The sequence below is a fragment of the Rhizobium anhuiense bv. trifolii genome (genome assembly GCF_024346605.1).
In the GTDB taxonomy this organism is placed as follows: domain Bacteria; phylum Pseudomonadota; class Alphaproteobacteria; order Rhizobiales; family Rhizobiaceae; genus Rhizobium; species Rhizobium anhuiense.
This window is the reverse complement of record NZ_CP098801.1, coordinates 571,081-592,244: the sequence shown is the minus strand read 5'-3', so window position 1 is coordinate 592,244 and position 21,164 is coordinate 571,081. Positions and strand designations below refer to the sequence as shown.

Genomic DNA, 21,164 nt, shown 5'->3' with positions numbered 1-21,164 from the left:
AGCGGATATATTGGTCGAAACATGCGCTCGCGAAAAATCCTTCTTGATTTCATCAGGATTTCAAAGCTGTAGTGCGACCTGATTTGTACCGCAGTGCGGCAAGATTGCTGCACTGCGACCTTCCGCCTCATGTCGCGATCGGGTTCAGTGCTTTAGTCGCGGATCAAATGAAACAACAAGAGCTTAGAGACGTGCCAAAACTCATGAAGTTTTCCCGCCTTCTATCCGTCTTGCCGCTGCTTTTCTTGGCAGGATGCAACATGGTGGTCATGGCGCCTTCCGGCGACATCGCCATGCAACAGCGCGATCTCATTGTCATCTCGACGGTGCTGATGCTGTTGATCATCATCCCGGTGATCTTCCTGACGCTGTTCTTCGCCTGGCGCTACCGCCGCGCCAATACGGCCGCAACTTACGCGCCGGAATGGCACCATTCGACCCGCCTCGAAATCGTGATCTGGGCAGCACCGCTGGCGATCATCATCGCGCTTGGCGCCGTGACCTGGATTTCCACCCATAAGCTCGATCCCTACCGCCCGCTCGACCGCCTCGATGCCGAGCGCCCCATTCCCGCCGATACCAAGCCGCTGACCGTCGAGGTCGTGGCGCTCGACTGGAAGTGGCTGTTCTTCTATCCCGAACTCGGTATTGCCACGGTCAACGAGCTCGCGGCTCCTGTGGACATGCCGATCAATTTCAAGATCACCGCCTCCTCGGTGATGAACTCCTTCTACATCCCTGCCCTTGCCGGCCAGATCTACGCCATGCCGGGCATGGAGACGAAGCTGCACGCCGTCATCAACAGGGAAGGCGAGTATGACGGCTTCTCTGCCAACTACAGCGGCGCAGGCTTCTCCCACATGCGCTTCAAGTTCCATGGCCTGACCAAAGAGGGATTTGACGCCTGGGTGGCGCAGGTCAAGCAGCAGGGCACGATGCTCAATCGCGACGCCTATCTGAAGCTCGAAAAGCCGAGCGAGAAGGAACCGGTGCATTATTATGCCGGCGCCGATGCCGACCTTTACAACGCCATCCTCAACATGTGCGCCGCGCCGGGCAAGATGTGCATGAACGAGATGATGCACATCGACATGATGGGCGGCGGCGGCAAGGAAAGTGCGGAGAACCGCGAGAAGCTGCGCTATGACGATCGTCATGCCGACGAAGGCATCGTGGCGCCGGCGGCAACCGGGGCTCCGGCCCGAAGCGAGCCCGAGCGTCCCGACGGCAGCAGCATGCAGCACGACATGCCCGGCATGCCTAGTACGCCCGGGATGGACATGCAGCATCAGGGTCATTCCATGCCCGGCATGAGCAATGGCGCCGATCCGGCGCCGGCGCAGCTCAACAACAACAATTAACCTGGCGCTTTGCGTCGCAAGACATAATGAACGGGTTGTTCCATGTTTTCCAATCCTGACCTCCTGAAGTTCGTCTTCGGCCGGTTGACCCTCGATGCCATCCCCTATCACGAGCCGATCCTGGTCGTGACCTTCATCGGCGTCGTCATCGGCGCCATCGCGGTGCTCGGCCTTATCACCTATTTCAAGTTCTGGGGTCCGCTCTGGCGCGACTGGATCTGCAGCGTCGATCACAAGAAGATCGGCATCATGTATGTGATCCTGGCCGTCATCATGCTGCTGCGCGGCTTCTCCGACGCGATCCTGATGCGCATCCAGCAGGCGATCGCCTTCAACGGTTCGGAGGGCTATCTGCCGCCGCACCATTACGACCAGGTGTTCACTGCCCACGGCGTCATCATGATCTTCTTCGTGGCGATGCCCTTCGTCACCGGTTTGATGAACTTCGTGGTGCCGCTGCAGATCGGCGCGCGCGACGTCTCCTTCCCCTTCCTCAACAACTTCTCTTTCTGGATGACCACCGCCGGCGCGATCATCATCATGCTGTCGCTGTTCATCGGCGAATTCGCCCAGACCGGCTGGCTCGCCTACCCGCCGCTGTCGGGCGCGGCCTACAGTCCGGGCGTCGGCGTCGACTATTATATCTGGGGGCTGCAGGTGGCCGGCGTCGGAACGACGCTGTCGGGCATCAACCTGATCGCCACCATCGTCAAGATGCGTGCTCCGGGCATGACCTTCATGAAGATGCCGGTCTTCACCTGGACGGCGCTTTGCACCAACGTGCTGATCGTCGCCTCCTTCCCGATCCTGACGGCGACGCTCGCGCTGCTGTCGCTCGACCGCTACGCCGGCACGAACTTCTTTACCAACGACCTCGGCGGCAATCCGATGATGTATATCAACCTCATCTGGATCTGGGGTCATCCGGAGGTCTACATTCTCGTGCTGCCGGCCTTCGGCATCTTCTCGGAAGTCGTTGCCACCTTCTCCGGCAAGCGCCTGTTCGGCTACGCCTCCATGGTCTACGCCACCTGCGTGATCATGATCCTGTCCTACATCGTCTGGCTGCACCACTTCTTCACGATGGGCTCGGGCGCCAGCGTCAATTCCTTCTTCGGCATCACCACGATGATCATCTCGATCCCGACGGGGGCGAAGATGTTCAACTGGCTCTTCACCATGTATCGCGGCCGCATCCGCTACGAGGTGCCGATGCTGTGGACGGTCGGCTTCATGGTGACCTTCGTCATCGGCGGTATGACCGGCGTCATGCTTGCCGTGCCGCCGGCCGATTTCGTGCTGCACAATTCACTGTTCCTGATCGCCCATTTCCACAATGTCATCATCGGCGGCGTTCTCTTCGGCATGTTCGCCGGCGTGAACTACTGGTTCCCGAAGGCCTTCGGTTTCAAGCTCGATCCCTTCTGGGGTAAGCTGAGCTTCTGGTTCTGGCAGATCGGTTTCTGGTTCGCCTTCATGCCGCTCTACGTGCTCGGCCTGATGGGCGTCACCCGCCGGGTCAGCCAGTTCGAGGACCCGTCGCTGCAGATCTGGTTCATCATCGCCGCCTTTGGCGTCGGCCTGATCGCACTCGGCATCGCCGCCTTCCTGATCCAGATCGTCGTCAGCTTCATGAAGCGCGAGGAATTGCGCGACGACAGCGGCGACCCGTGGGACGGCCGCACGCTGGAATGGTCGACCTCCTCGCCACCACCGGATTACAACTTCGCCTTCACGCCCGTCGTGCACGATCATGACGGCTGGTACGACATGAAGAACCGCGGTTATGCGCGTCCGCTGCAAGGCTTCCGGCCGATCCACATGCCAAAGAACACCGGCACCGGCGCAATCCTGTCGGGCATCAGCGTCGCGCTTGCCTTCGGCCTGATCTGGTACATGTGGTGGCTGGTGGTCGTCTCCGCCGTCGCCATGCTGGCTGTGGCGATCGGCCATACCTTCAACTACAGACGCGACTTCTACATCCCCGCCGAAGAGGTAACCGAAACGGAAGGCAAGCGCACCGCGCTGCTTGCCGAGCAGGTGTAAGAGACCATGAGCGATCACACCATCGACACGGCCGAAAAGCCTGAATTCTACCTGACGGAAGATCATCATCCGGAGAACAGCACCAATCTCGGTTTCTGGCTCTACCTGATGAGCGACTGCCTGATCTTCGCGGTGCTGTTTGCAACACACGGCGTGCTTGGCCGCAACTATGCCGCCGGCCCGTCGCCGGCCGATCTCTTCGATCTGCCGATCGTTGCCCTCAACACCTCGATGCTGCTGTTCTCCTCGATCACCTATGGCTTCGCCATGTTGCAGATGGAGCGGAACGCCAAGGCGGAAACGCTGTTCTGGCTTGGTGTGACCGGCCTGTTCGGCGCAGCCTTCATCGGGCTCGAACTCTACGAGTTCATCCACCTGATCCATGAGGGAGCCGGGCCGACGCGCAGCGCCTTCCTCTCCTCCTTCTTCACGCTGGTCGGCACGCACGGGCTGCACGTCACCTTCGGCATCATCTGGCTGATCACGCTGATGGTGCAAGTGTCGATGCACGGGTTGATCGAGGCCAACCGCCGCCGCCTGATGTGCCTTTCGATGTTCTGGCACTTCCTCGACGTCGTCTGGATCGGCGTCTTTTCCTTCGTCTACCTGCTGGGAGTTCTCGGATGAGTTCGCAAGCACCTGCACATGAGGATGCCCACGAGGCTCATCACGGCCACAGCCACGGCCATCAGGCCGGCCACGGCACGTTCCGCAGCTATATGGCGGGCTTCGTGCTCTCCGTCATCCTCACCGCCATTCCCTTCTGGCTTGTGATGGCAGGCGTGTTCGAAAGCCCGGCGGTGACGGCGGTGCTGGTGATGGGCCTCGGCGCGATCCAGATCGTCGTCCATATGGTCTTCTTCCTGCACATGAACACCAGGAGCGAGGGCGGCTGGACGATCATGGCGCTGATCTTCACCCTCATCATCGTCGCCATCGCGCTCTCCGGCTCGCTCTGGGTCATGCATCATCTCAACACCAACATGATGCCGATGAGCCCCGAAATGATGAAGAACATGCCGTGACTGCTACGAAGGGGCGGCGGCAGCGTCACCCGCAGGCTCCCTCGGAAAAACGGCGTTATCAGGTAAAACGCGCGGTCTTCGCCGTCTGCCTGATCCTGCTTGCCGCAGCACTCGCGACACTCGGCACCTGGCAGGTTGAGCGCCTCGCCTGGAAACGCGACCTCATCGCCCGCGTCGACCAGCGTGTGCATGCCGCACCCGTGCCTGCCCCGACGCGCGCCGACTGGAGCAAGGTCAATGCCGCCGATGACGAATATCGGCGGGTGACCGCGGTGGGGATGCTGGCGAACGACAAGGAGACGCTGGTCTATGCCTCCACGATACTCGGTCCAGGTTATTGGGTTATGGCGCCGCTCACACTTGCCGACGGCACATCGATCCTCGTCAATCGCGGTTTCGTGCCGACCGACAGGCGCGACCCGGCCTCGCGCCGCGAGGGCGAACTGTCCGGCCCGGTCGAGATCACCGGGCTGATGCGCATGACCGAGCCGAAGGGATCGCTGCTGCAATCCAACGACGTCGCAGCCGACCGGTGGTATTCACGCGATGTCGCGGCGATCGCTGAAAAGCGCGGCATCAGTGCAGTCGCTCCCTATTTCATCGACGCCGATGCCACGGCCAATCCGGGCGGCCTGCCGGTCGGCGGCCTCACGATCATCGCTTTTCCCAACAACCATCTCCTCTACGCGATCACCTGGTACGGGCTGGCGGCGATGGTGTTGGCATTGCTGGTGTTCATTCTTCGCGGCGAGAAAGCCGCTATGAAGCGATCCGGCTGATCGCCTCGGCGAGTTGCGCTTGCGAAAACGGCTTGCCGAGGCGCGGCAGGTCAACGATGCCTGCCCCTTCGGGGATCTCGGCGTAACCGGTTGCGAGGATGATCGGCATATCGGGCCATTCCTTGCGGATCGCCTGTGCGAGCTGTGCGCCAGTCATGCGCGGCATGGCATGGTCTGAAATTACCAGGTCGACTTTCTGCTTGCGCAGGATCTCCAGCGCCTCGGAACCCGCCATCGCCTCGAACACCGTATGGCCAAGATCCTCCAGCATCAGCGTCGTGTTCATCAGCACCAGACCATCGTCATCGACGGCAACGATGCGCAGCCGGCGCGGCGCGTTGTCCTCGCGTACCGGCAGGCCGGCAGCGGCCTCGGTCACCCGCTCGACAGTGACGACCGGGAACCATATTTCGGCCGTCGTGCCTTCGCCGAGGCTGCTCTTCAGCATGAGGCGGCCGCCGGACTGGGACGCAAGGCCCTGCACCATGGAAAGGCCGAGGCCGGTGCCCTTGCCGACACCCTTGGTGGTGAAGAACGGAGTAATTGCCTGCTCCATCGTCTTTGCATCCATGCCCTCGCCTTCATCGATCACCGCGATGCGGACATAGCGGCCGGGCGGCAGCGGACCCTTGCCCGCCGGCACCGATTCCTCGGACGCGCGAAGCACGATCCGGCCCCCGGACGGCATGGCATCGCGGGCGTTGACAACGAGGTTCAGGATCGCCATCTCGAGCTGGTTCGGATCGGTCAGGATCGTCGGCAGCCTGACCGGGAAAGAGGTTTCGATCACGGTCAGTGGTCCGAGCGAACGGCTCAGCATATCCATCATGCCGCGGACCAGGCCGGAAACGTCGATCGGCTCCATCAGCAGTTCCTGCCGGCGGGAAAAGGCCAGCATACGCTGCGTCAAGGCAGCACCCCGCTGAGCACCCTGCATGGCATTGTCGACCAACGACGTCAGGGAGAGATCCTGCGGCATGCGCTTCTTGAGGATTTCGAGACTGCCGAGTACAGCCATCAGCAGATTGTTGAAGTCATGGGCGATACCGCCGGTCAATTGACCGATGGCTTCCATCTTCTGCGATTGGAAGAGTTCTTCGCGCGCCTGCTCCAGTGCCCGCTGAGTCTCCATCTTCTCGGTGATATCGCGGGTGATCTTGGCGAAACCGAGCACGCCGCCTTCGTCGTCGCGGATGACGTCGATGACGACGCTCGCCCAAAAACGGGTGCCGTCCTTGCGCATGCGCCAGCCTTCCCGCTCGAACCGGCCCTCGGCGCGCGCAATGGCGAGAGCGGCCTCCGGCACGCCGGTGGCGCGATCCTCGGGGGTGTAGAAGGTCGAGAAATGCCGGCCGATGATTTCATCAGGCCGATAGCCCTTGATACGCTCGGCGCCGAAATTCCAGCTGCTGACGTTGCCGTTGGGATCGAGCATGTAGATCGCATAGTCCGAGACGCCCTGGATCAGCCGGCGAAACTGTTCCTCACTCTGGCGGATTGTCTGTTCCGCTGCTCTGCGTTCGGTCAGATCACGAGTGATCTTGGCAAAGCCGATGAGCTCGCCTGAGGGACGGCGGATCGGATCGATGATCACATGCGCCCAGAAGCGGCTGCCATCCTTGCGCTGGCGCCAGCCTTCCCCCTCGAACCGGCCGTGTTCCGCCGCCGTGGCGAGAGCCCTCGCCGGAACTCCCGCTGCGCGGTCCTCTTCCAGATAGAAACGGGAGAAATGCTCGCCGAGAATTTCGGAAGGCTTGTAACCCTTGAAGCGCTGAGCGCCGGTATTCCAGCTGGTGATGATGCCTTCAGGGCTCAGCATATAGATGGCGTAGTCGGTGATGGCATCGACCAGAAGGCGAAAGCGTCCCTCCTCGTTGAGAGACGTATCATGTCGATTCAGCGCTTCCATCGGCCCCTCTTAACCACCAGCGCATTATAACGCAGCGGCGGGCGGATGGTTCCGAAACAGCCTCGAATTTCAGACGGCCTTGACCTGCGGGTAGAACCGCTCACCGACGCGCTCGGCAGCCGCATAGGCCTGCGAGACGATCTCCGGCACGAGATCGATATCGGGCAGGCTGCCAAGGCCGAGCGGGCCGACGGCAAAGAGCCCGGCGACCGTCGAACCGTCCTCGAGGAAGGGCTCGCCACGCGCATTGACCGCCAACCCCAGCGACAGCTCATCCGGCATGGCGAGGCCGGCCGAAAGCAGGCTCTGCATCAGCGGCGCGGAAAGATCCGGCGCCTGACAGCGGCGGTCAATGATGCGCTCGGCATGGATGACTTCCTCGGCAGCGGAACCGGCCGGCGTGAAGAACAGGCCGCTCAGGCCCCGGCGACCAGCGCGGCCGCGGCGCAGCACCGTGCGACCCTCGGCGAGCTCGCGTTTCAGCCGCAGGTGCATGGCCTCCGGCAGGCGGTTGCGATGGCTGTCGTAGATCGCCCTGAGGTGCCGGTTGAACTGATGTTTGTCCCGCGCCGGCAGCGAGCGCCAAAGCGAGCGGGCGTGTTTCCTGAGGCCGTTCATCACCGATTGCCAACTCCGGCCCTCCTCCTCCGCCTCGCGACAGGCCTGGCGGATGAAGTGGACGATGTCAGGCAGGCTCTGCGGCAGCGCTTCGGCCGGGAAGACCGGATCGGCGGAATTCGGCGTATGGCTCTGGGGCAGAAAGCCGTGCCGGGAAATGATCGTCACCTGGCCGGCATAACCGGAATCGCGCAGCTGCAGCAGCTGGTCGACGACGCGGATGCCGCTGCCGAGCAGCACGGCATGCGGCCGCGCCACCAGGCGCTGGGCTCTGACCGGCGAAGCCTCCTGCTCGCCGGCATCCGGCGCAGTCAGGCCGTAGCCGGTGGCAAGCATCACGGTATCGAACAGCGGATTGGCGGGATTGGCGCTTTCGAGCAGGAAGCGGTTGCCGTGGCTCCTTCGGATCGCCACGACCGGATCGTTGCAGACCTGGACGGTGATGTCCCTGCGGGCGGCCAGCGCCTCCGAAAAGCGCTGGTAGACATAATCGCTGAAAATTTCCTTCGGCACGAAGATCTGCCGGAATCCGGGGATGGCCGCCGGCACGGCGGCGCGGAAGGCGGCGTTGCTGCAGAGCCAGTCGTTGAAATCGTCATTATCGCCGAGCGAAACCGAAAGATCGCGCACGCGGGTGTTGAGGATCGTCGAGGAGCGGGCTGAAGCCAGCGCCTGCCCGCCGCTGACCGACGAATTCGGATCAAACAGCTGCAGATGGAAGGGCGCGCGCACCGTCTTCATCAGCGCGATCGCCGTCATCATGCCCGAAAAGCCGCGCCCGACGATGGCGATGCGCGGCACGGCCGAGATCTGCGCCGCCGCATTGGCTCTCGCCGAAAAAAGTCCCTGAACCGTCATCGCAACTCCTTTGCGGCTTCATCCGCACTATGGGTCGATCGAGGTTTCAACGCATAAAACAGCGGATCATGCGTTGATGAGGTTCGTGCGGCCATTCGCAACATCTGCCGCGGCATCGGGGGTCCGAACCAGCGGCCCCGCAAGAAAACTAGGGGAGCAATCACGCTCGTCCATAGTCTATTAAACTAGTAGTGTATGAAAGCGCTAAATGGCGCATGTGGCAAGAGCTTTATTGCCACATCGTTTCAATCCATTGAAATATAAAGATAATTTACAGATATTTCGGATAAAGTCCGGCCGGGCCGCCCCTCTTCAGCTGCCCTCGCCCGGATATTGTCAGCGCCTGGAAGAGCTCGGCCGACACGTGATGGGCGCCGTCCTCGTTGCCGACGACGGCGACGGCCGCGACCCGGCCATAGGAGACCATACGGCCCTGATCGTCCGCCTCATCGAGGAAGGCGTCCATGCGCTCCAGCGCCCGCTTGCAGACACTGGATGGCTGGCCGAGCCAGATCGGCGTCGCCATCAGCAGGATGTCGGCGGAGAGCAGCTTTGCGCGAATATCAGGCCAATCATCGCCGGCGCCTTCGTCCGAGGTGACGCCCGGCTTGATGTTGAAATCGGCAAGGCGCAGCACCTCGGTCACGACACCGTGCGCGGACATTGCCTTGTCTATCAGGCCGATCATCCAGTCGGTCGAGGACGCCTCCTTGGCGTCGCTGGTCTTCAGCGTGGCATTGAGGGCGAGAGCTTTGAGCGGCATGGGTCTCTCCGGTAAAGGCTGGCTGTCGGGCATTCGCCTGCTGCAACCCGTTCGCGCGCAGATTGTTCCCGCCGGGGTGGCGAGGCGACCTCACGTAAAAATAACCAACTGGTGAATTCTTTACTTGAACCCCCAAATGGAATCGGCAAAAGTGAAGATGCTATCAATCCCTTCATGGATTTGCCGTCTTTTCGGGCCAGCGTCCGACCACACATCTATTGGAAAAAATACCGTGAGCAGCGATGCGTTAACACGCGCGACGAAGCCTTCGGCTTCGATGGCGCTTGCAACTGCGGCAGGCTGGGGCCGAGGCCTCTACACATTGGTGCGCATCACCATGATGGCCTTCCGCCACCCCTGGCAATCCGGCTTTGCGATCGGCGCCACGCTTGTCGCCTCTACCTTCCAGCTGATGATCCCGCGCCTTCTCGGCCAGGCCGTCGACCACACGCAGATGGCGATGAGCGGCGGAGCGGCGGGCCAGGTGGCGCAGGACGCGCTTCTGACCACGGCGCTGCTGCTGCTCGGGGCCAGCGTGCTGCGCGGCCTCTTCACCATGGTCCAGAACTATTACAGCGAATCGGTCGGCCATCACATCGGCTACGAGTTGCGGCTGGCCTGCTACGAAAAGATCCAGCGGCTCTCCTTCAGCTTTCATGACACCGTGCATTCCGGCGACCTGATCACCGTCGGCCTGCTCGACCTCGAAGGCGTGCGCATGTATTTTTCCACCGCGCTCGTCCGGATGATCCTGCTGTCGATCCTGATCGGAATCGGCGCCTATATGCTCCTGTCGACCGATATCGTCCTTGGCCTGCTGGCGCTCTCCTTCGTGCCCTTCGTCGGCTGGCGCTCCTCGGTGACGCAGCTCAGGCTGCGCGCCACCTGGCTCGACCTGCAGGAGCGGCTTTCGGTGCTGACCCGCATCATGGAGGAGAATCTTGGCGGCATCCGCGTCGTGCGCGCCTTTGCCGCGCAGGACCACGAAATGTCGAAATTCGAGGCGGCGTCGAAGAATGCGCTGGCGCTCGCGCATCAGCGCGTCGGCATCCGCGTCACCAATACCAGCGCCATGACCTTCTCCTTCTTCGCGGCGATGGGCCTGGTGCTCTGGGTCGGCGGCGGCAAGGTGATGTCGGGCGAGATCACCGTCGGCACGCTGGCCTCGTTCCTGACCTTCATGACCATCCTGCAGATGCCGGTGCGCCAGCTCGGCCTGATGGTCAACGCCTTTGCCCGCGCCTCCACCTGCGGCACGCGCCTCTTTGCCCTGCTCGACCTCGACATTTCAATCAAGGATGCGCCGGATGCGAAGGAATTGAAGCTCACCGATGGCGTGCTGCGCTTCGAGAATGTCAGCTTCGCCTATCCGGGTTCGGAAAAGCGCACTGTGCTCCACGATGTCTCCTTCGAAGCCAGGCGCGGCCAGACGATCGGCATCGTCGGACCTCCGGGCAGCGGCAAGTCGACGATCGCCCATCTCATCCCGCGCTTCTACGACGTCACCGGCGGCAAGATCACCATCGACGGCCAGGACATCCGCAAGGCGACGCTGCAATCGCTGCGCCGGGCGGTGGCCGTCGTGCAGCAGGATTCCTTCCTGTTCACCACGACGATCGAAAACAATATCGCCTATGGCGACCCGTGGGCGAAGGAAGGCCGCATCGAGCGCGCCAGCGAAAGCGCCCAGCTCCACAATTACGTGCTCGGCCTGCCCACCGGTTACGGCACTGTCGTCGGCGAGCGTGGCGTTTCGCTGTCCGGCGGCCAGCGGCAACGTCTTTCGATCGCCCGCGCGCTGATGCTGAAGCCGGCGGTGATGGTGTTCGACGATTCGACGGCGGCAATCGATGCGGCCACGGAGCAGCGCATCCGCGGCGCCATGCGCCGCTATGCCGCTGACCGCGTAACGATCATCGTTGCCCATCGCCTGAGCTCGCTGATGCATGCCGACCAGATCCTGTTCGTCGAAGACGGCCGGATCGTCGAGCGCGGCACGCATGCGGCGTTGCTTTCGCTCGGCGGGCGCTACAAGGCGCTCTACGACCTTCAGGTGCGGCCGGGCGACGAGGCGCTGAGCGCCTAGCAACGGATATGTTCCCCTCTGCTGCCAAGTGGAGAGGAATGTGTAGTGACTATGCAGGCCACCGGAAGTGATGGCCGCGGGAGGAATGTCATGGCCGAGGAACTGGAAACCGAGCGTCCCGACGTTCGCGAGGATGGACGCCGCCCGCCGCGGGCGGTGGTCGGTTCGCATCGCGTCGAGGAGGAGATGTTCGGCAGGGCCTTCGACGGCAACATCATCAAGCGCATCTGGGTTTTCGTTCACCCCTATCGCCGTCAGGTCCTCTGGTCCGTCGTCGCCGTTCTGACCTTCACGATGATGCAGCTCATCATCCCGCTGATCATCCGCTATGCCATCGACCATGGCATGTCGCCGGGCGGCAACCATTCGGCGCTGATCTGGTCGATCGTCGCCTTCACGATGGCCATCCTCATCAACTATGCGGCGAGCTACGCACAGGAGACGCTGGTCGGCGGCGTGGCGGAAGAGGTGCTCTTCGATATCCGCAAGGCAATGTTTTCGCATCTCCAGCGCGTCTCGCTCTCCTTCATGGACAAGACCGAAGTGGGCCGGCTGATGTCGCGCCTGCAGGGCGACGTCAACTCCATGCAGGAATTCCTCGAAACCTCGGTGCTTTCCGTCGGCGACATCGTGCTGCTCTTCGGCATCGTATTCGTGATGCTCTATCTCGATTTCAAGCTGGGACTGCTGACGCTCTCGGTGCTGCCGGTGCTGTTCATCGTCCGGCTGTTCTGGCTGCCGCTCGCCCGCAAATCTTTCATGGCCGCGCACGAGACCAATTCGGTTGCTGCCGGCGCACTCGCCGAAGCGATCCACGGCGTGCGCGCCGTCCAAAGCATGGACAGGCAGGGCGTCAACTTCACGCTCTATGACGACAAGGCGCATGCCAACCTCAAGACGCATCTGACAGCGGCGCGTTATGCGCAGGTGATGGTGCCGATCGTCGACAGCCTGACCGGCGTGGCAATGGCGCTCGTCATCGTCGTCGGCGGCGCCCGCGTGCTCAACCAGGCGCTCGATGTCGGCGTGCTCATCGCCTTCCTGTTCTATATCCAGCGCTTCTTCGACCCGATCCGTTCGCTGACCCTGCAATATTCGGTGATGCAGCGCGCCATGGCGTCAGGCCAGCGGCTGACCGAAGTGCTCGACGTGCCTGTCGACATCAAGGATGCGCCTGGTGCCACGGCGCTGTCGCGCGACATGAACGGCTCGGTCGAATTCAAGGACGTCGTCTTCGGCTACAATCCGAAACATCCGGTGCTCAAGCATGTCAGTTTCAAGGTCAATCCCGGCGAGACGGTGGCGCTGGTCGGGCCGACCGGGTCCGGCAAATCGAGCTGCATGTCGCTGATCCATCGCTTTTACGATGTGCAGCAGGGCCAGGTGCTGGTCGGCGGCCATGATGTGCGTGATCTGACCCAGGATTCGCTCGGGGCGCAGATCGCCATGGTGCTGCAGGAGCCCTTCCTCTTCACCGGCACTGTTTTCGAAAACATCCGCTACCACAAGCTGGGGGCGACGCGTGGAGAGGTGATCGAGGCGGCGAAGGCCGTCGGCGCGCACGACTTCATCATGCGACTGGCCGATGGTTACGACAGCGTTCTCGGTGAGCGCGGCGGCAATCTTTCGCTCGGTCAGCGCCAGCTTTTGAGCTTTGCCCGCGCCCTGGTGGCGGACGCGAAGATCCTCGTGCTCGACGAAGCAACGGCCAATATCGACAGTTATACCGAGATGCTGATCCAGAAGGCGCTGGTTAAGCTGCTCGAAAACCGCACTGGCCTCGTCATCGCCCACCGACTGGCGACGATCCGCGAGGCGGACCGCATCATCGTGCTGCAGAACGGCGAAATCATCGAAAACGGCGACCACCGCCTGCTGATGAAGAACGGCAAGCTCTATTCCAAGCTCTATAATCTCAACTACGCCTCCTTCGACGACATTCCCGAAGACGTGCTGGAAGAGACGACGGCGGCGCAATCGGCGACCTGACTCGGGCAGCATGCATTAATGCCTGTTGCAAAGTTTGAACGAACAAACGCCGTGCTGCCCCATTTATCTCCTATCGGGGGACCCAGTTGCCACTGAGGAGAACGTTATGAAGAGAGTTATAAGCAGCCTGTTGATCGCCACGGCCCTTGTTGGATCGGCCATTCAGCCTGCTGCCGCGCGTGATCGCCATCATCACAACGACACCGGTCGTGTCATCGCCGGCGGCGTTGCCGCAGGTGTCGTCGGCGGCCTGATCGGCGGCGCGATCGCCAATAGCGGCCCCCGTTACGTCGATGGCGGTCCCCGCTATGTCGATGGCCCTCGCTATGTCGAACCCGCGCCGAGATGCTGGTATGAGGACCGTGACGTCCGCAACCGCTATGACGGCGGCTATCATACCGAAACCGTGCGGGTCTGCGAGTAGCGGAGCTGAGCGCCTTTTAAGGCGTTGATCTCATTATTTTCGCCCATCCGCCGAGGTTGCGTCCTGCAGCCTCGGCATTTTCATCAAAAATTCTGGCTGCCCATGCGCTTCCTGTCATTCGGCTGTAAGAGACGAGCAGTAGCTGAAAGCCGATGAATGATGGTCCGGGGACCGGCGGCAAGGCGCCGAAGAAAGAACGCATGCGCTTCGTCAGCGCCGAGCAGGTCGCGCAATTGGCAGGCGTTTCGCGCTCGGCCGTGTCGCGCACGTTCACGCCGGGCGCCAGCGTGGCGCCGGCAACGCGGGAAAAGCTGCTGCGGGCAGCGCAGGAACTCGGCTATCACGTCAACGACCTGGCGCGCGGCGTACTTGCCAATCGGAGCCGTCTCGTCGGCATCGTCGCCACACGGCCGGAGCTGGGCTTTCGCGCGCATCTCGCCGCAGCACTGGCCAAAAGCCTGATCAAACGCGGCAGCATCCCTATCCTCATCAACACTGGCCAGACGGAAGACGAGCTGCTCGCCGCCCAGAAGATGCTGATCGGCCACCGCGCCGAAGCGATCATCATCCTCTCCGGCTCGCCGCCGGCGAGTTTTTTCGAACTCGCGCAGCGAAACGGCCAGCCGCTCGTCGTGATCGGCCGCTCGGAACCCGGCGCCGACCATGTGCGCGCCGGTAATTCCGAAGCCTCCCGCAAGGCGGCGACGGCCTTTTACGAAAGCGGCAGACGGCGGCTGGCGGTCATCGGCTCGAACACGGGAACGCCTGCCATCATCGAGCGCGAAAACGCCTTCCTTTTGGCGGCCGGGTCGCTCGGTGCATCCGTCGTCGTCGGGCGCGGCGGCGATTCCGATTATGATGGCGGCGTCACTGCCGGGCGCGCGCTCTTTTCGGAAAAAATCAAGCCCGACGCCGTCTTCTGCGTCAACGACCAGCTCGCCTTCGGACTGATGGATGTCGTGCGCCTGGAAGCGCGGCTGCGCATCCCCGAGGATGTCGCCGTCATCGGCTTCGACGACGTGCCGGAATCCGCCTGGCTGAGCTATCAGCTCACCACCTTCCGCCAGGATCCGCTGACCATGGCATTGCGCGCCGTCGAGTTGATGGAGCGGCGGCTTGAAAACCCCGATGCGCCTCCAGGGTACGAGCGCGTCATTCCGGAACTCATCATCCGCCGGAGCTTCGAACCCCAACCTCCCCAACCGCTTTTCGCGGACGCCATCCTGTGGCAAGAAGACACGTAGATCAAAGTGTTACAGCGTCGTTTGTGCGTCCGATATGACGCTGGGCGCTGTAAGGGAGGAAGATCGCCTGCGATGAAGGGAATTCGCCAGCTTGCCAAACATCTCGACATTTCGATCGGGACCGTGTCGCGCGCGCTGAACGGCAAGCCCGACGTCAACGATGAAACGCGCCGGCGGGTGCTTGCCGCCGCCGAAGAGCTCGGTTACGTCGCCAACCAGTCGGGCCGCAGCCTTCGCCAGGGCATGACCAACGTCATCGGGCTGATGCTCGAAGTCAGCCGCGAGACGGTCGAAAACAGCGACGATTTCTTCCTCGGCGTCACCGACGGGCTGCAGAGCGTCTTTTCCCGTCACAAGCTCGATCTGGTCATGCTGCCCTGCCCCGATGACGAGGATCCGCACGAATATCTGAAGCGCATGGTGGCGCGCCGCCTCGTCGATGCGCTGATCATCTCGGCGACGCGACGCACCGACCGGCGCATCGAGCTTCTGGAAAAGGCCCGCATCCCCTTCGTGGCGCTCGGCCGCAGCGCGTCCGGCGGCAGCTATACCTGGATGGATCTCGATTTCGAGGGCGTGGCGGCGCGCGGCGTCGACCGGCTGGTCACGAAAGGCCACCGGCGGATCGCGGTAGCCGCCCCCTCCTCCGACATCAATCTCGGCTACATCTTCCTCGACAGTTACCGCCAGGCACTGCAACGGCACGGCATTGCCTTCGATCCGGCTCTCGTCATCCGCGTCAAGTCGAGCGAACAGGGCGGCTATCAGGCTGGCCACGAATTGCTGATGATCAAAGAGCGGCCGACCGCGATCATCCTGATCCACGAGCTGATGGCGATCGGGCTTTACCGGCGGCTGGCCGAGGCCGGCATCGTGCCCGGCCGCGACCTCGCCGTCGTCGGTTTCCGCGAGGAGCCGCGCACGCATTTCCTGCAGCCGTCGCTGACCTCCTTCCGCATGTCGCTGCGCGATCTCGGCGCCCAGCTCGGCGAAACCCTGCTCGCCACCATGCCGGCCTATGCCGATCATTATCCGCAGGGCGCCCGCAACCGGATCTGGCCGCTGGAACTCGTTCCCGGTGAAAGCGACGCTTTCACCCTGACGATCTGAACCTCTCTCAGACCCGGCTCGCCGCCGCCGCATGCTCCCGTTGCGACAGCTGATGCGTGACGACGAAGACCAGCAGGGCGCCGGCAGCCAGGCAGGCGGCCAGGAAGAACATCGGCGCGATCGTGCTGCCGCTTGCTTCCTTGATCCAGGGCACGACGTTCTGGGCGACGAAGCCGCCGAGATTTCCGACCGAATTGATGGCGGCAAGGCCCGCTGCAGCACCCGCCCCCTTGAGGAAACGGGAGGGCAGGCTCCAGAACACCGGCTGGGGTGCGAAGATGCCGGCAGCGGCGACGCAGAGGAAGGCGAATTGCAAAGCGTGATTCGGGATCAGCGCCGAGAGCAGCAGGCAGGCAGCGCCGATGAAAGCGGGAATGACAATATAGGGCGTCTTCGATGGCGCCTTGTCGGCCATGGCGGGAACGGCATAAAGCGCGACTGCAACCAGCAGCCAGGGAATGATGTTGAGGAAACCGTTCACCGTGTTGCTGACGCCGAAGGCCTGGACGATGGTCGGCAGCCAATAGCTGAGCCCATAGGCCGAAAGCGGAAAGGCGATATAGCAGAGCGCCATCAGCAGCACGCGCGGGTCGATGAGCGCCTTGAAGCCGTTTGAGGCATTCTCGCCCATGCCGGCATTTTCCGAGGCAAGCCTGCGTTCGAGCCAGGCCTTCTCCTCACCGCTGAGGAAGCTTGCGCTTTCGGGCCGGCCGGGAAGATAGAAGAAGGTGACGATGCCGGCGATGACGGCCGGAACGCCCGTCGCCAGGAAGACCCACTCCCAGCCGGCAAAGCCGTAGAGACCGTCGAGATCGAGCAGCATACCGCCGAGCGGCGCGCCGACCGCATTGGCGATCGCGCTGAAGATCATGAACAGCCCGACCATCCTGCCGCGATAGGCCGAGGGAAACCAGAGCGTCAGCAGATAGAGGACGCCGGGAAAGAAACCGGCTTCGCACACACCGAGCAGGAAGCGCAGGATATAGAACATCGTTGCGTTCTGCGTGAAGGCGAGCGCGACGGTGACGAGGCCCCAGGAGACCAGGATGCGCGCAAACCAGACGCGGGCGCCGAGCCGGTCGAGGAAGAGATTGCTCGGCACCTCGAAGAGGAAATAACCGATGAAGAACAGCGAAGCGCCGAGGCCATAGGCATATTCGCTCATATCAAGTGCATCGACCATCTGCAGCTTGGCGAAACTGACATTCTGCCGGTCGATATAGGCGATGAGATAGAGGATGCCGAGAAAGGGCATCAGCTTCCAGGTGATTTTCGAGATCAGCCGCTTCTCGTCGACCATGCGTATCCTCCGAAATGACAGTGCTTCGTCACGGCGTAGATAGAGCGGTCAGATGATAATCAATTGCGCGTTGCATTTTCTCACGCAAGTGCGACCAGTCATGTGGCCGCACCCGGGAGACCGGGTGCGGCCTGTCGTCGATCATTCGGCCGCGGCAACGGCGGAGCGGCGGCCGATCGTTGCCTGGGTCAGCACGAAGGCCGAGAAGGCGCAGAGCGCGATACCGGCGGCCATCGGAACGGCGGTGCCGTCGAAGAAGACGCTCGATATGACCATGGCGACGGCGGCGATGACGAAATGCAGCGTGCCCATCAGCGACGAGGCCGTGCCGGCGATCTCGCCGTGATCCTCGAGGGCGAGCACCGCGCTCGTCGGAATGACCAAGCCGAGGAAACCGTAGCCGATGAACAGGAAGGTCGCCATCACAGGCAGCTGGTTGAAGCCGGCGGCCATCACCACCGCCATGACGACCATGGCAAGGGCAAAGGCGCTGACTGCAATCCGCATGACGCGCACGAGGCCGAACCGCTCGCCGAGCCAGCCCGTCGCCTGCGATACCGCGAAGAAGGACACGGCGTTGATCGAGAAAGCGAAACTGTATTGCGTCGGCGTCAGCCCGTAATGCTGGATCAGCACGAAGGGCGAGTTGGCGAGATAGACGAGGAAGCTCGAAATGCCGAGGCCGCCGATGAAGGTCAGCGTCAGGAAGTTGCGGTCGGTGAGCAGCAGGCGATAGGCGGCCATGGCGCTCTTCAGACCGCTGCCGCTGCGCTCGCTGGCCGAACGGGTTTCCTCGAGCTGGGTGGCGAGCAGGACAAGGCCGATGAAGGCGGCGATCGTCACGGCCCAGAACACGCCACGCCAGCCATAGAATTCGATGACGGCGCTGCCCGTCAGCGGCGCCAGGATCGGAGAGATCGAGAAGACCAGCATCAGCAGCGACATCAGGCGCGCGGCCTGGACGCCGGTATGCATGTCGCGGACGATGGCGCGCGGAATGACCATTCCGGCGGCACCGCCGATACCCTGAACGAAACGGAAGGCGATCAGCGTTTCGATATCGGTGGCCAGCGCACAGCCGATCGAAGCGATGGCGAAGAGGCCGATGCCGAGATAGAGCGGCAGCTTGCGACCCCACATATCCGACAGCGGACCGTAGACGAGCTGGGCGAGCGCAAAGGAGATGAAGAAGGCGAGAAGGGTGAGCTGAGTGACGTTGTTATCGGCATGCAGGTCCTGGCCGATGGAGGGCAGCGCAGGCAGATACATGTCGATGGCGAAAGGCCCGATGGCCGACAAAAGGCCGAGAATGAGGGCAATGCGAAAGAAGGAAGCCGTCATAATGGTGATCTTTCTTAAAAGCGCAGCGGAGGTACCGGATCGTCGCTCCGCGACTTTGCTCTTAGAGCGCCATGCGTCCTCTCGGACGCACAAGGGACGCTCTGATCTTTGAATTTACGCATCGTGCTTTCCGAAAATCGAACCGATTTTCGGGCCGATGCGCTAGGGTTCAATGATGATCGTTCGCGCGAAGACGAAGTTGGGAGCTCATATCTCCAGCGGCAAACCAAGAGTGTCAACAAATTTGGACACAGATGTAAAATTAGACGCCATTGTCTAAAACGTCAAGACGTCTTATCTTCGCTCTCATGAAAGATCGCATGACACCGGCAGCCCGGATAGGGGGGCATACGCAGCGCGGCCAATGCGCCAAGCGCATGTCGATCCTCGATGCCGCCGCCGACGTCTTCTGCCGCCAGGGTTTTGCCGGCGCCAGCATCGACGAGATCGCCGCAGTCGCCTGCGTATCCCGCCAAACGATCTACAATCACTATCGCGAGAAGGAAACGCTGTTCGTCGCCGTCGTCGAAGACGTCATGAACCGCGCCAACGCCATGCTCTTCTCGGTGCTGTCATCTTTCCCGGACAACGCCGACGATCTTGAGGGTGAACTGACGGCTTTCGCCGTGCGCCTCAATAAGAACTGCATCTGCAACCACGATGGAAAATTCTTGCGCAAGCTGGTGCAGACCGAAGGCGAGCGGTATCCGCACCTCTTCGAAAGCTGGCGCCAGCAGGGGCCAGGCAAGCTGATCACTGCCCTTTCCGCACTGTTCGCGCGGCTTGCCCACAAGGGAACGCTCGTCATCGACGATTTCGACGTCGCCGCCCGGCAGTTCGTCGCGCTCGGCAATGCCGACCTGCAAATGATGATCCTTCTCGGCGCCACACCCACCGATGAAGAGCTGGAAAAGGCGGCGCGCAACGCCGTCCGTACTTTTCTCAAGGCCTATGGCAGGCCGGTGGCCGAAAAGGCCGGCCAGCAGCCGCAACTCGCAGCCATCTTCTCAGGCTGATCAGGCCTCCTCTGATCGGGGCCCTCTGATCAGGCAAAGACCGTCATCTGCGAAGGCACGACCGCGAACATGCCGACGCGGCGCGCGGCAAGATATTTCACCAGCTGTTCGACAACCGAAGGCATGACCGGCTTCTGGACCACGCCGACCGCACCCTTGACCCCATCGGCGACGATTTCTGGATTGCCGGTCATGAAGACGACCGCGATGCCATGCTCTTGCGCCAGCCGCCGGCCGATCTCAGGCCCGGTCGGGCCGTCGGCGAGATTGACGTCGACGAAAGCGATATCGGCAAGCGGCGCCAGCCGTAACGCCTGTTCGCAATCATTGGCAAGGCCGGCGACCTGCATCCCCATGCCTTGCACCGTCGCCTCGAGATCGAGCGCAATCAGGAATTCGTCTTCGACGATCAATACTCTCTGTTTCATCAGATCATCTCGTTGCCAGCGCCGCACGACATTGGTGGCCATGATACGTCCCCTTGTTACGCCTATACTTCGAAAGAGGGATCCGCTCCGCCAGCCTGTCCTTCAAGCGAAACTCATGGCGGTAACGGGCAACTCAAAGATATGTTCCGCGGTGGAACGCGATTTGCCATATTTAAGATATTGTTAACGTTGATAAATTCTTAATAACAAGGAGATGGAGAAAAAGGCGGAGCCGGATCGCGCTCAAGCTCGAGGCTACATCTTATGGCTGAAGGCGCGATAAGACGGCATAACCCTTGCGTTACCTCAAACGAGAATCATATTGAGAAACACATTTATCGTTCTGGCCGCCGTGATCATCGGCTTGTTCGCTTACACCAAATTGATGGCCGGGGTCGGCTCAGGCTCGCCGCCTGCGGATGCGCCTTTGGAGCAACGGACTGACCTCATTCGCGTTTATAAATCCGAACGCCGCATGGTCCTTCTCAGAGGCGATGCCGCCCTCTCGACATACCGGATTTCTCTTGGGTGGGCTGCCGACGAGGGTCCCAAGCAGCGAGAAGGTGACGAGAAAACACCCGAAGGACGGTATGAGATAGACTGGCGAAATCCCAAGTCCATGGCGCATCTCAGCCTGCACATTTCCTATCCAAATCCTGATGACCAGCGCAACGCTCAATCCGGCGGCTTCCCTCCCGGCGGAGCGATCATGATCCACGGCCTTCCCAATGGCTGGGGCCTGTTCGGAAACATCCATCAACTGTGGGATTGGACGGATGGGTGCATTGCGGTCACCAACGCGGAGATGCGCGATATCTGGGCTCGCGTACCCGACCATACGCCCATCGAGATTATGCCCTGAACTGT

At 61.9% G+C, this 21,164-nt stretch carries 17 protein-coding genes and 1 pseudogene; 12 read left to right on the top strand and 6 right to left on the bottom strand.

Annotation, left to right across the window (positions count from 1 at the left end; all coding sequences use genetic code 11):
• Positions 1-191: 191 nt before the first annotated feature.
• Genes cyoA through NE851_RS02850 form a run of 5 tightly spaced genes read left to right on the top strand, consistent with a single transcriptional unit; the run spans position 192 to position 5,211 of the window.
• Positions 192-1,361 (top strand): ubiquinol oxidase subunit II, encoded by a 1,170-nt coding sequence (cyoA, locus tag NE851_RS02870; RefSeq protein ID WP_063475959.1) that lies wholly within the window; start codon positions 192-194, stop codon positions 1,359-1,361.
• 42 nt (positions 1,362-1,403) lie between these two features.
• Positions 1,404-3,407, top strand: coding sequence for a cytochrome o ubiquinol oxidase subunit I (cyoB, locus tag NE851_RS02865; protein WP_047612638.1), 2,004 nt, complete (start codon positions 1,404-1,406; stop codon positions 3,405-3,407).
• Positions 3,408-3,413: 6 nt separating this feature from the next.
• Complete coding sequence (gene cyoC, locus NE851_RS02860; protein ID WP_028756183.1) at positions 3,414-4,034, top strand: cytochrome o ubiquinol oxidase subunit III; 621 nt, start codon at positions 3,414-3,416, stop codon at positions 4,032-4,034.
• Entirely contained in the window at positions 4,031-4,432 is a 402-nt protein-coding gene (gene cyoD, locus NE851_RS02855; protein ID WP_028756182.1) for a cytochrome o ubiquinol oxidase subunit IV, read from the top strand. The genes cyoC and cyoD overlap by 4 nt, the downstream gene beginning before the upstream one ends.
• Positions 4,429-5,211 (top strand): SURF1 family protein, encoded by a 783-nt coding sequence (locus tag NE851_RS02850; protein WP_183844767.1) that lies wholly within the window; start codon positions 4,429-4,431, stop codon positions 5,209-5,211. Before cyoD ends, NE851_RS02850 begins: the two co-directional genes overlap by 4 nt.
• Here the strand turns inward: NE851_RS02850 and NE851_RS02845 are convergent.
• The 3 genes and pseudogenes from NE851_RS02845 to NE851_RS02835 all read right to left on the bottom strand — a co-directional run.
• Positions 5,192-7,120 (bottom strand): hybrid sensor histidine kinase/response regulator, encoded by a 1,929-nt coding sequence (locus tag NE851_RS02845; RefSeq protein ID WP_254956141.1) that lies wholly within the window; start codon positions 7,118-7,120, stop codon positions 5,192-5,194. The genes NE851_RS02850 and NE851_RS02845 overlap by 20 nt on opposite strands.
• Positions 7,121-7,189: 69 nt before the next feature.
• Positions 7,190-8,596 (bottom strand): FAD/NAD(P)-binding protein, encoded by a 1,407-nt coding sequence (locus NE851_RS02840; protein ID WP_254956139.1) that lies wholly within the window; start codon positions 8,594-8,596, stop codon positions 7,190-7,192.
• Positions 8,597-8,921: 325 nt separating this feature from the next.
• Positions 8,922-9,359: pseudogene (locus NE851_RS02835) on the bottom strand (flavodoxin family protein); the annotation flags it as partial.
• Between the two features lie 124 nt (positions 9,360-9,483).
• On the opposite strand from NE851_RS02835, the gene NE851_RS02830 reads away from it, so the two are divergent.
• The 5 genes from NE851_RS02830 (at position 9,484) to NE851_RS02810 (ending at position 16,212) form a co-directional block, all read left to right on the top strand.
• A complete protein-coding gene (locus tag NE851_RS02830) occupies positions 9,484-11,445 on the top strand; it encodes an ABC transporter ATP-binding protein (RefSeq protein ID WP_179869510.1) in 1,962 nt (653 codons plus the stop codon).
• Positions 11,446-11,535: 90 nt separating this feature from the next.
• On the top strand, positions 11,536-13,434 hold the full coding sequence (locus NE851_RS02825; protein ID WP_254956136.1) for an ABC transporter ATP-binding protein: 1,899 nt from the start codon (positions 11,536-11,538) through the stop codon (positions 13,432-13,434).
• Between the two features lie 106 nt (positions 13,435-13,540).
• Entirely contained in the window at positions 13,541-13,858 is a 318-nt protein-coding gene (locus NE851_RS02820; RefSeq protein ID WP_254956134.1) for a hypothetical protein, read from the top strand.
• Between the two features lie 152 nt (positions 13,859-14,010).
• Positions 14,011-15,102 carry a LacI family DNA-binding transcriptional regulator gene (locus tag NE851_RS02815; protein ID WP_254956131.1) on the top strand — a complete coding sequence of 364 codons (1,092 nt, stop codon included), beginning with the start codon at positions 14,011-14,013 and terminating at the stop codon, positions 15,100-15,102.
• Positions 15,103-15,174: 72 nt separating this feature from the next.
• Positions 15,175-16,212 carry a LacI family DNA-binding transcriptional regulator gene (locus NE851_RS02810; protein ID WP_254956129.1) on the top strand — a complete coding sequence of 346 codons (1,038 nt, stop codon included), beginning with the start codon at positions 15,175-15,177 and terminating at the stop codon, positions 16,210-16,212.
• Positions 16,213-16,219: 7 nt separating this feature from the next.
• Here NE851_RS02810 and NE851_RS02805 read toward each other — a convergent pair whose 3' ends face one another.
• Complete coding sequence (locus NE851_RS02805) at positions 16,220-17,512, bottom strand: MFS transporter (RefSeq protein WP_063475953.1); 1,293 nt, start codon at positions 17,510-17,512, stop codon at positions 16,220-16,222.
• A 141-nt stretch (positions 17,513-17,653) separates the two neighbouring features.
• A complete protein-coding gene (locus tag NE851_RS02800; protein ID WP_097630784.1) occupies positions 17,654-18,853 on the bottom strand; it encodes a multidrug effflux MFS transporter in 1,200 nt (399 codons plus the stop codon).
• Between the two features lie 272 nt (positions 18,854-19,125).
• Between NE851_RS02800 and NE851_RS02795 the strand changes: the two genes are divergently transcribed.
• Complete coding sequence (locus tag NE851_RS02795) at positions 19,126-19,869, top strand: TetR/AcrR family transcriptional regulator (protein ID WP_254956125.1); 744 nt, start codon at positions 19,126-19,128, stop codon at positions 19,867-19,869.
• A gap of 29 nt (positions 19,870-19,898) precedes the next feature.
• On the opposite strand, the gene NE851_RS02790 is transcribed toward NE851_RS02795, so the two are convergent.
• Positions 19,899-20,339: a response regulator gene (locus NE851_RS02790; RefSeq protein WP_254956123.1), complete on the bottom strand. Its 441-nt coding sequence runs from the start codon at positions 20,337-20,339 to the stop codon at positions 19,899-19,901.
• Between the two features lie 280 nt (positions 20,340-20,619).
• Between NE851_RS02790 and NE851_RS02785 the strand changes: the two genes are divergently transcribed.
• Entirely contained in the window at positions 20,620-21,159 is a 540-nt protein-coding gene (locus tag NE851_RS02785; RefSeq protein ID WP_254956121.1) for a L,D-transpeptidase family protein, read from the top strand.
• The last annotated feature ends 5 nt before the right edge of the window (positions 21,160-21,164 follow it).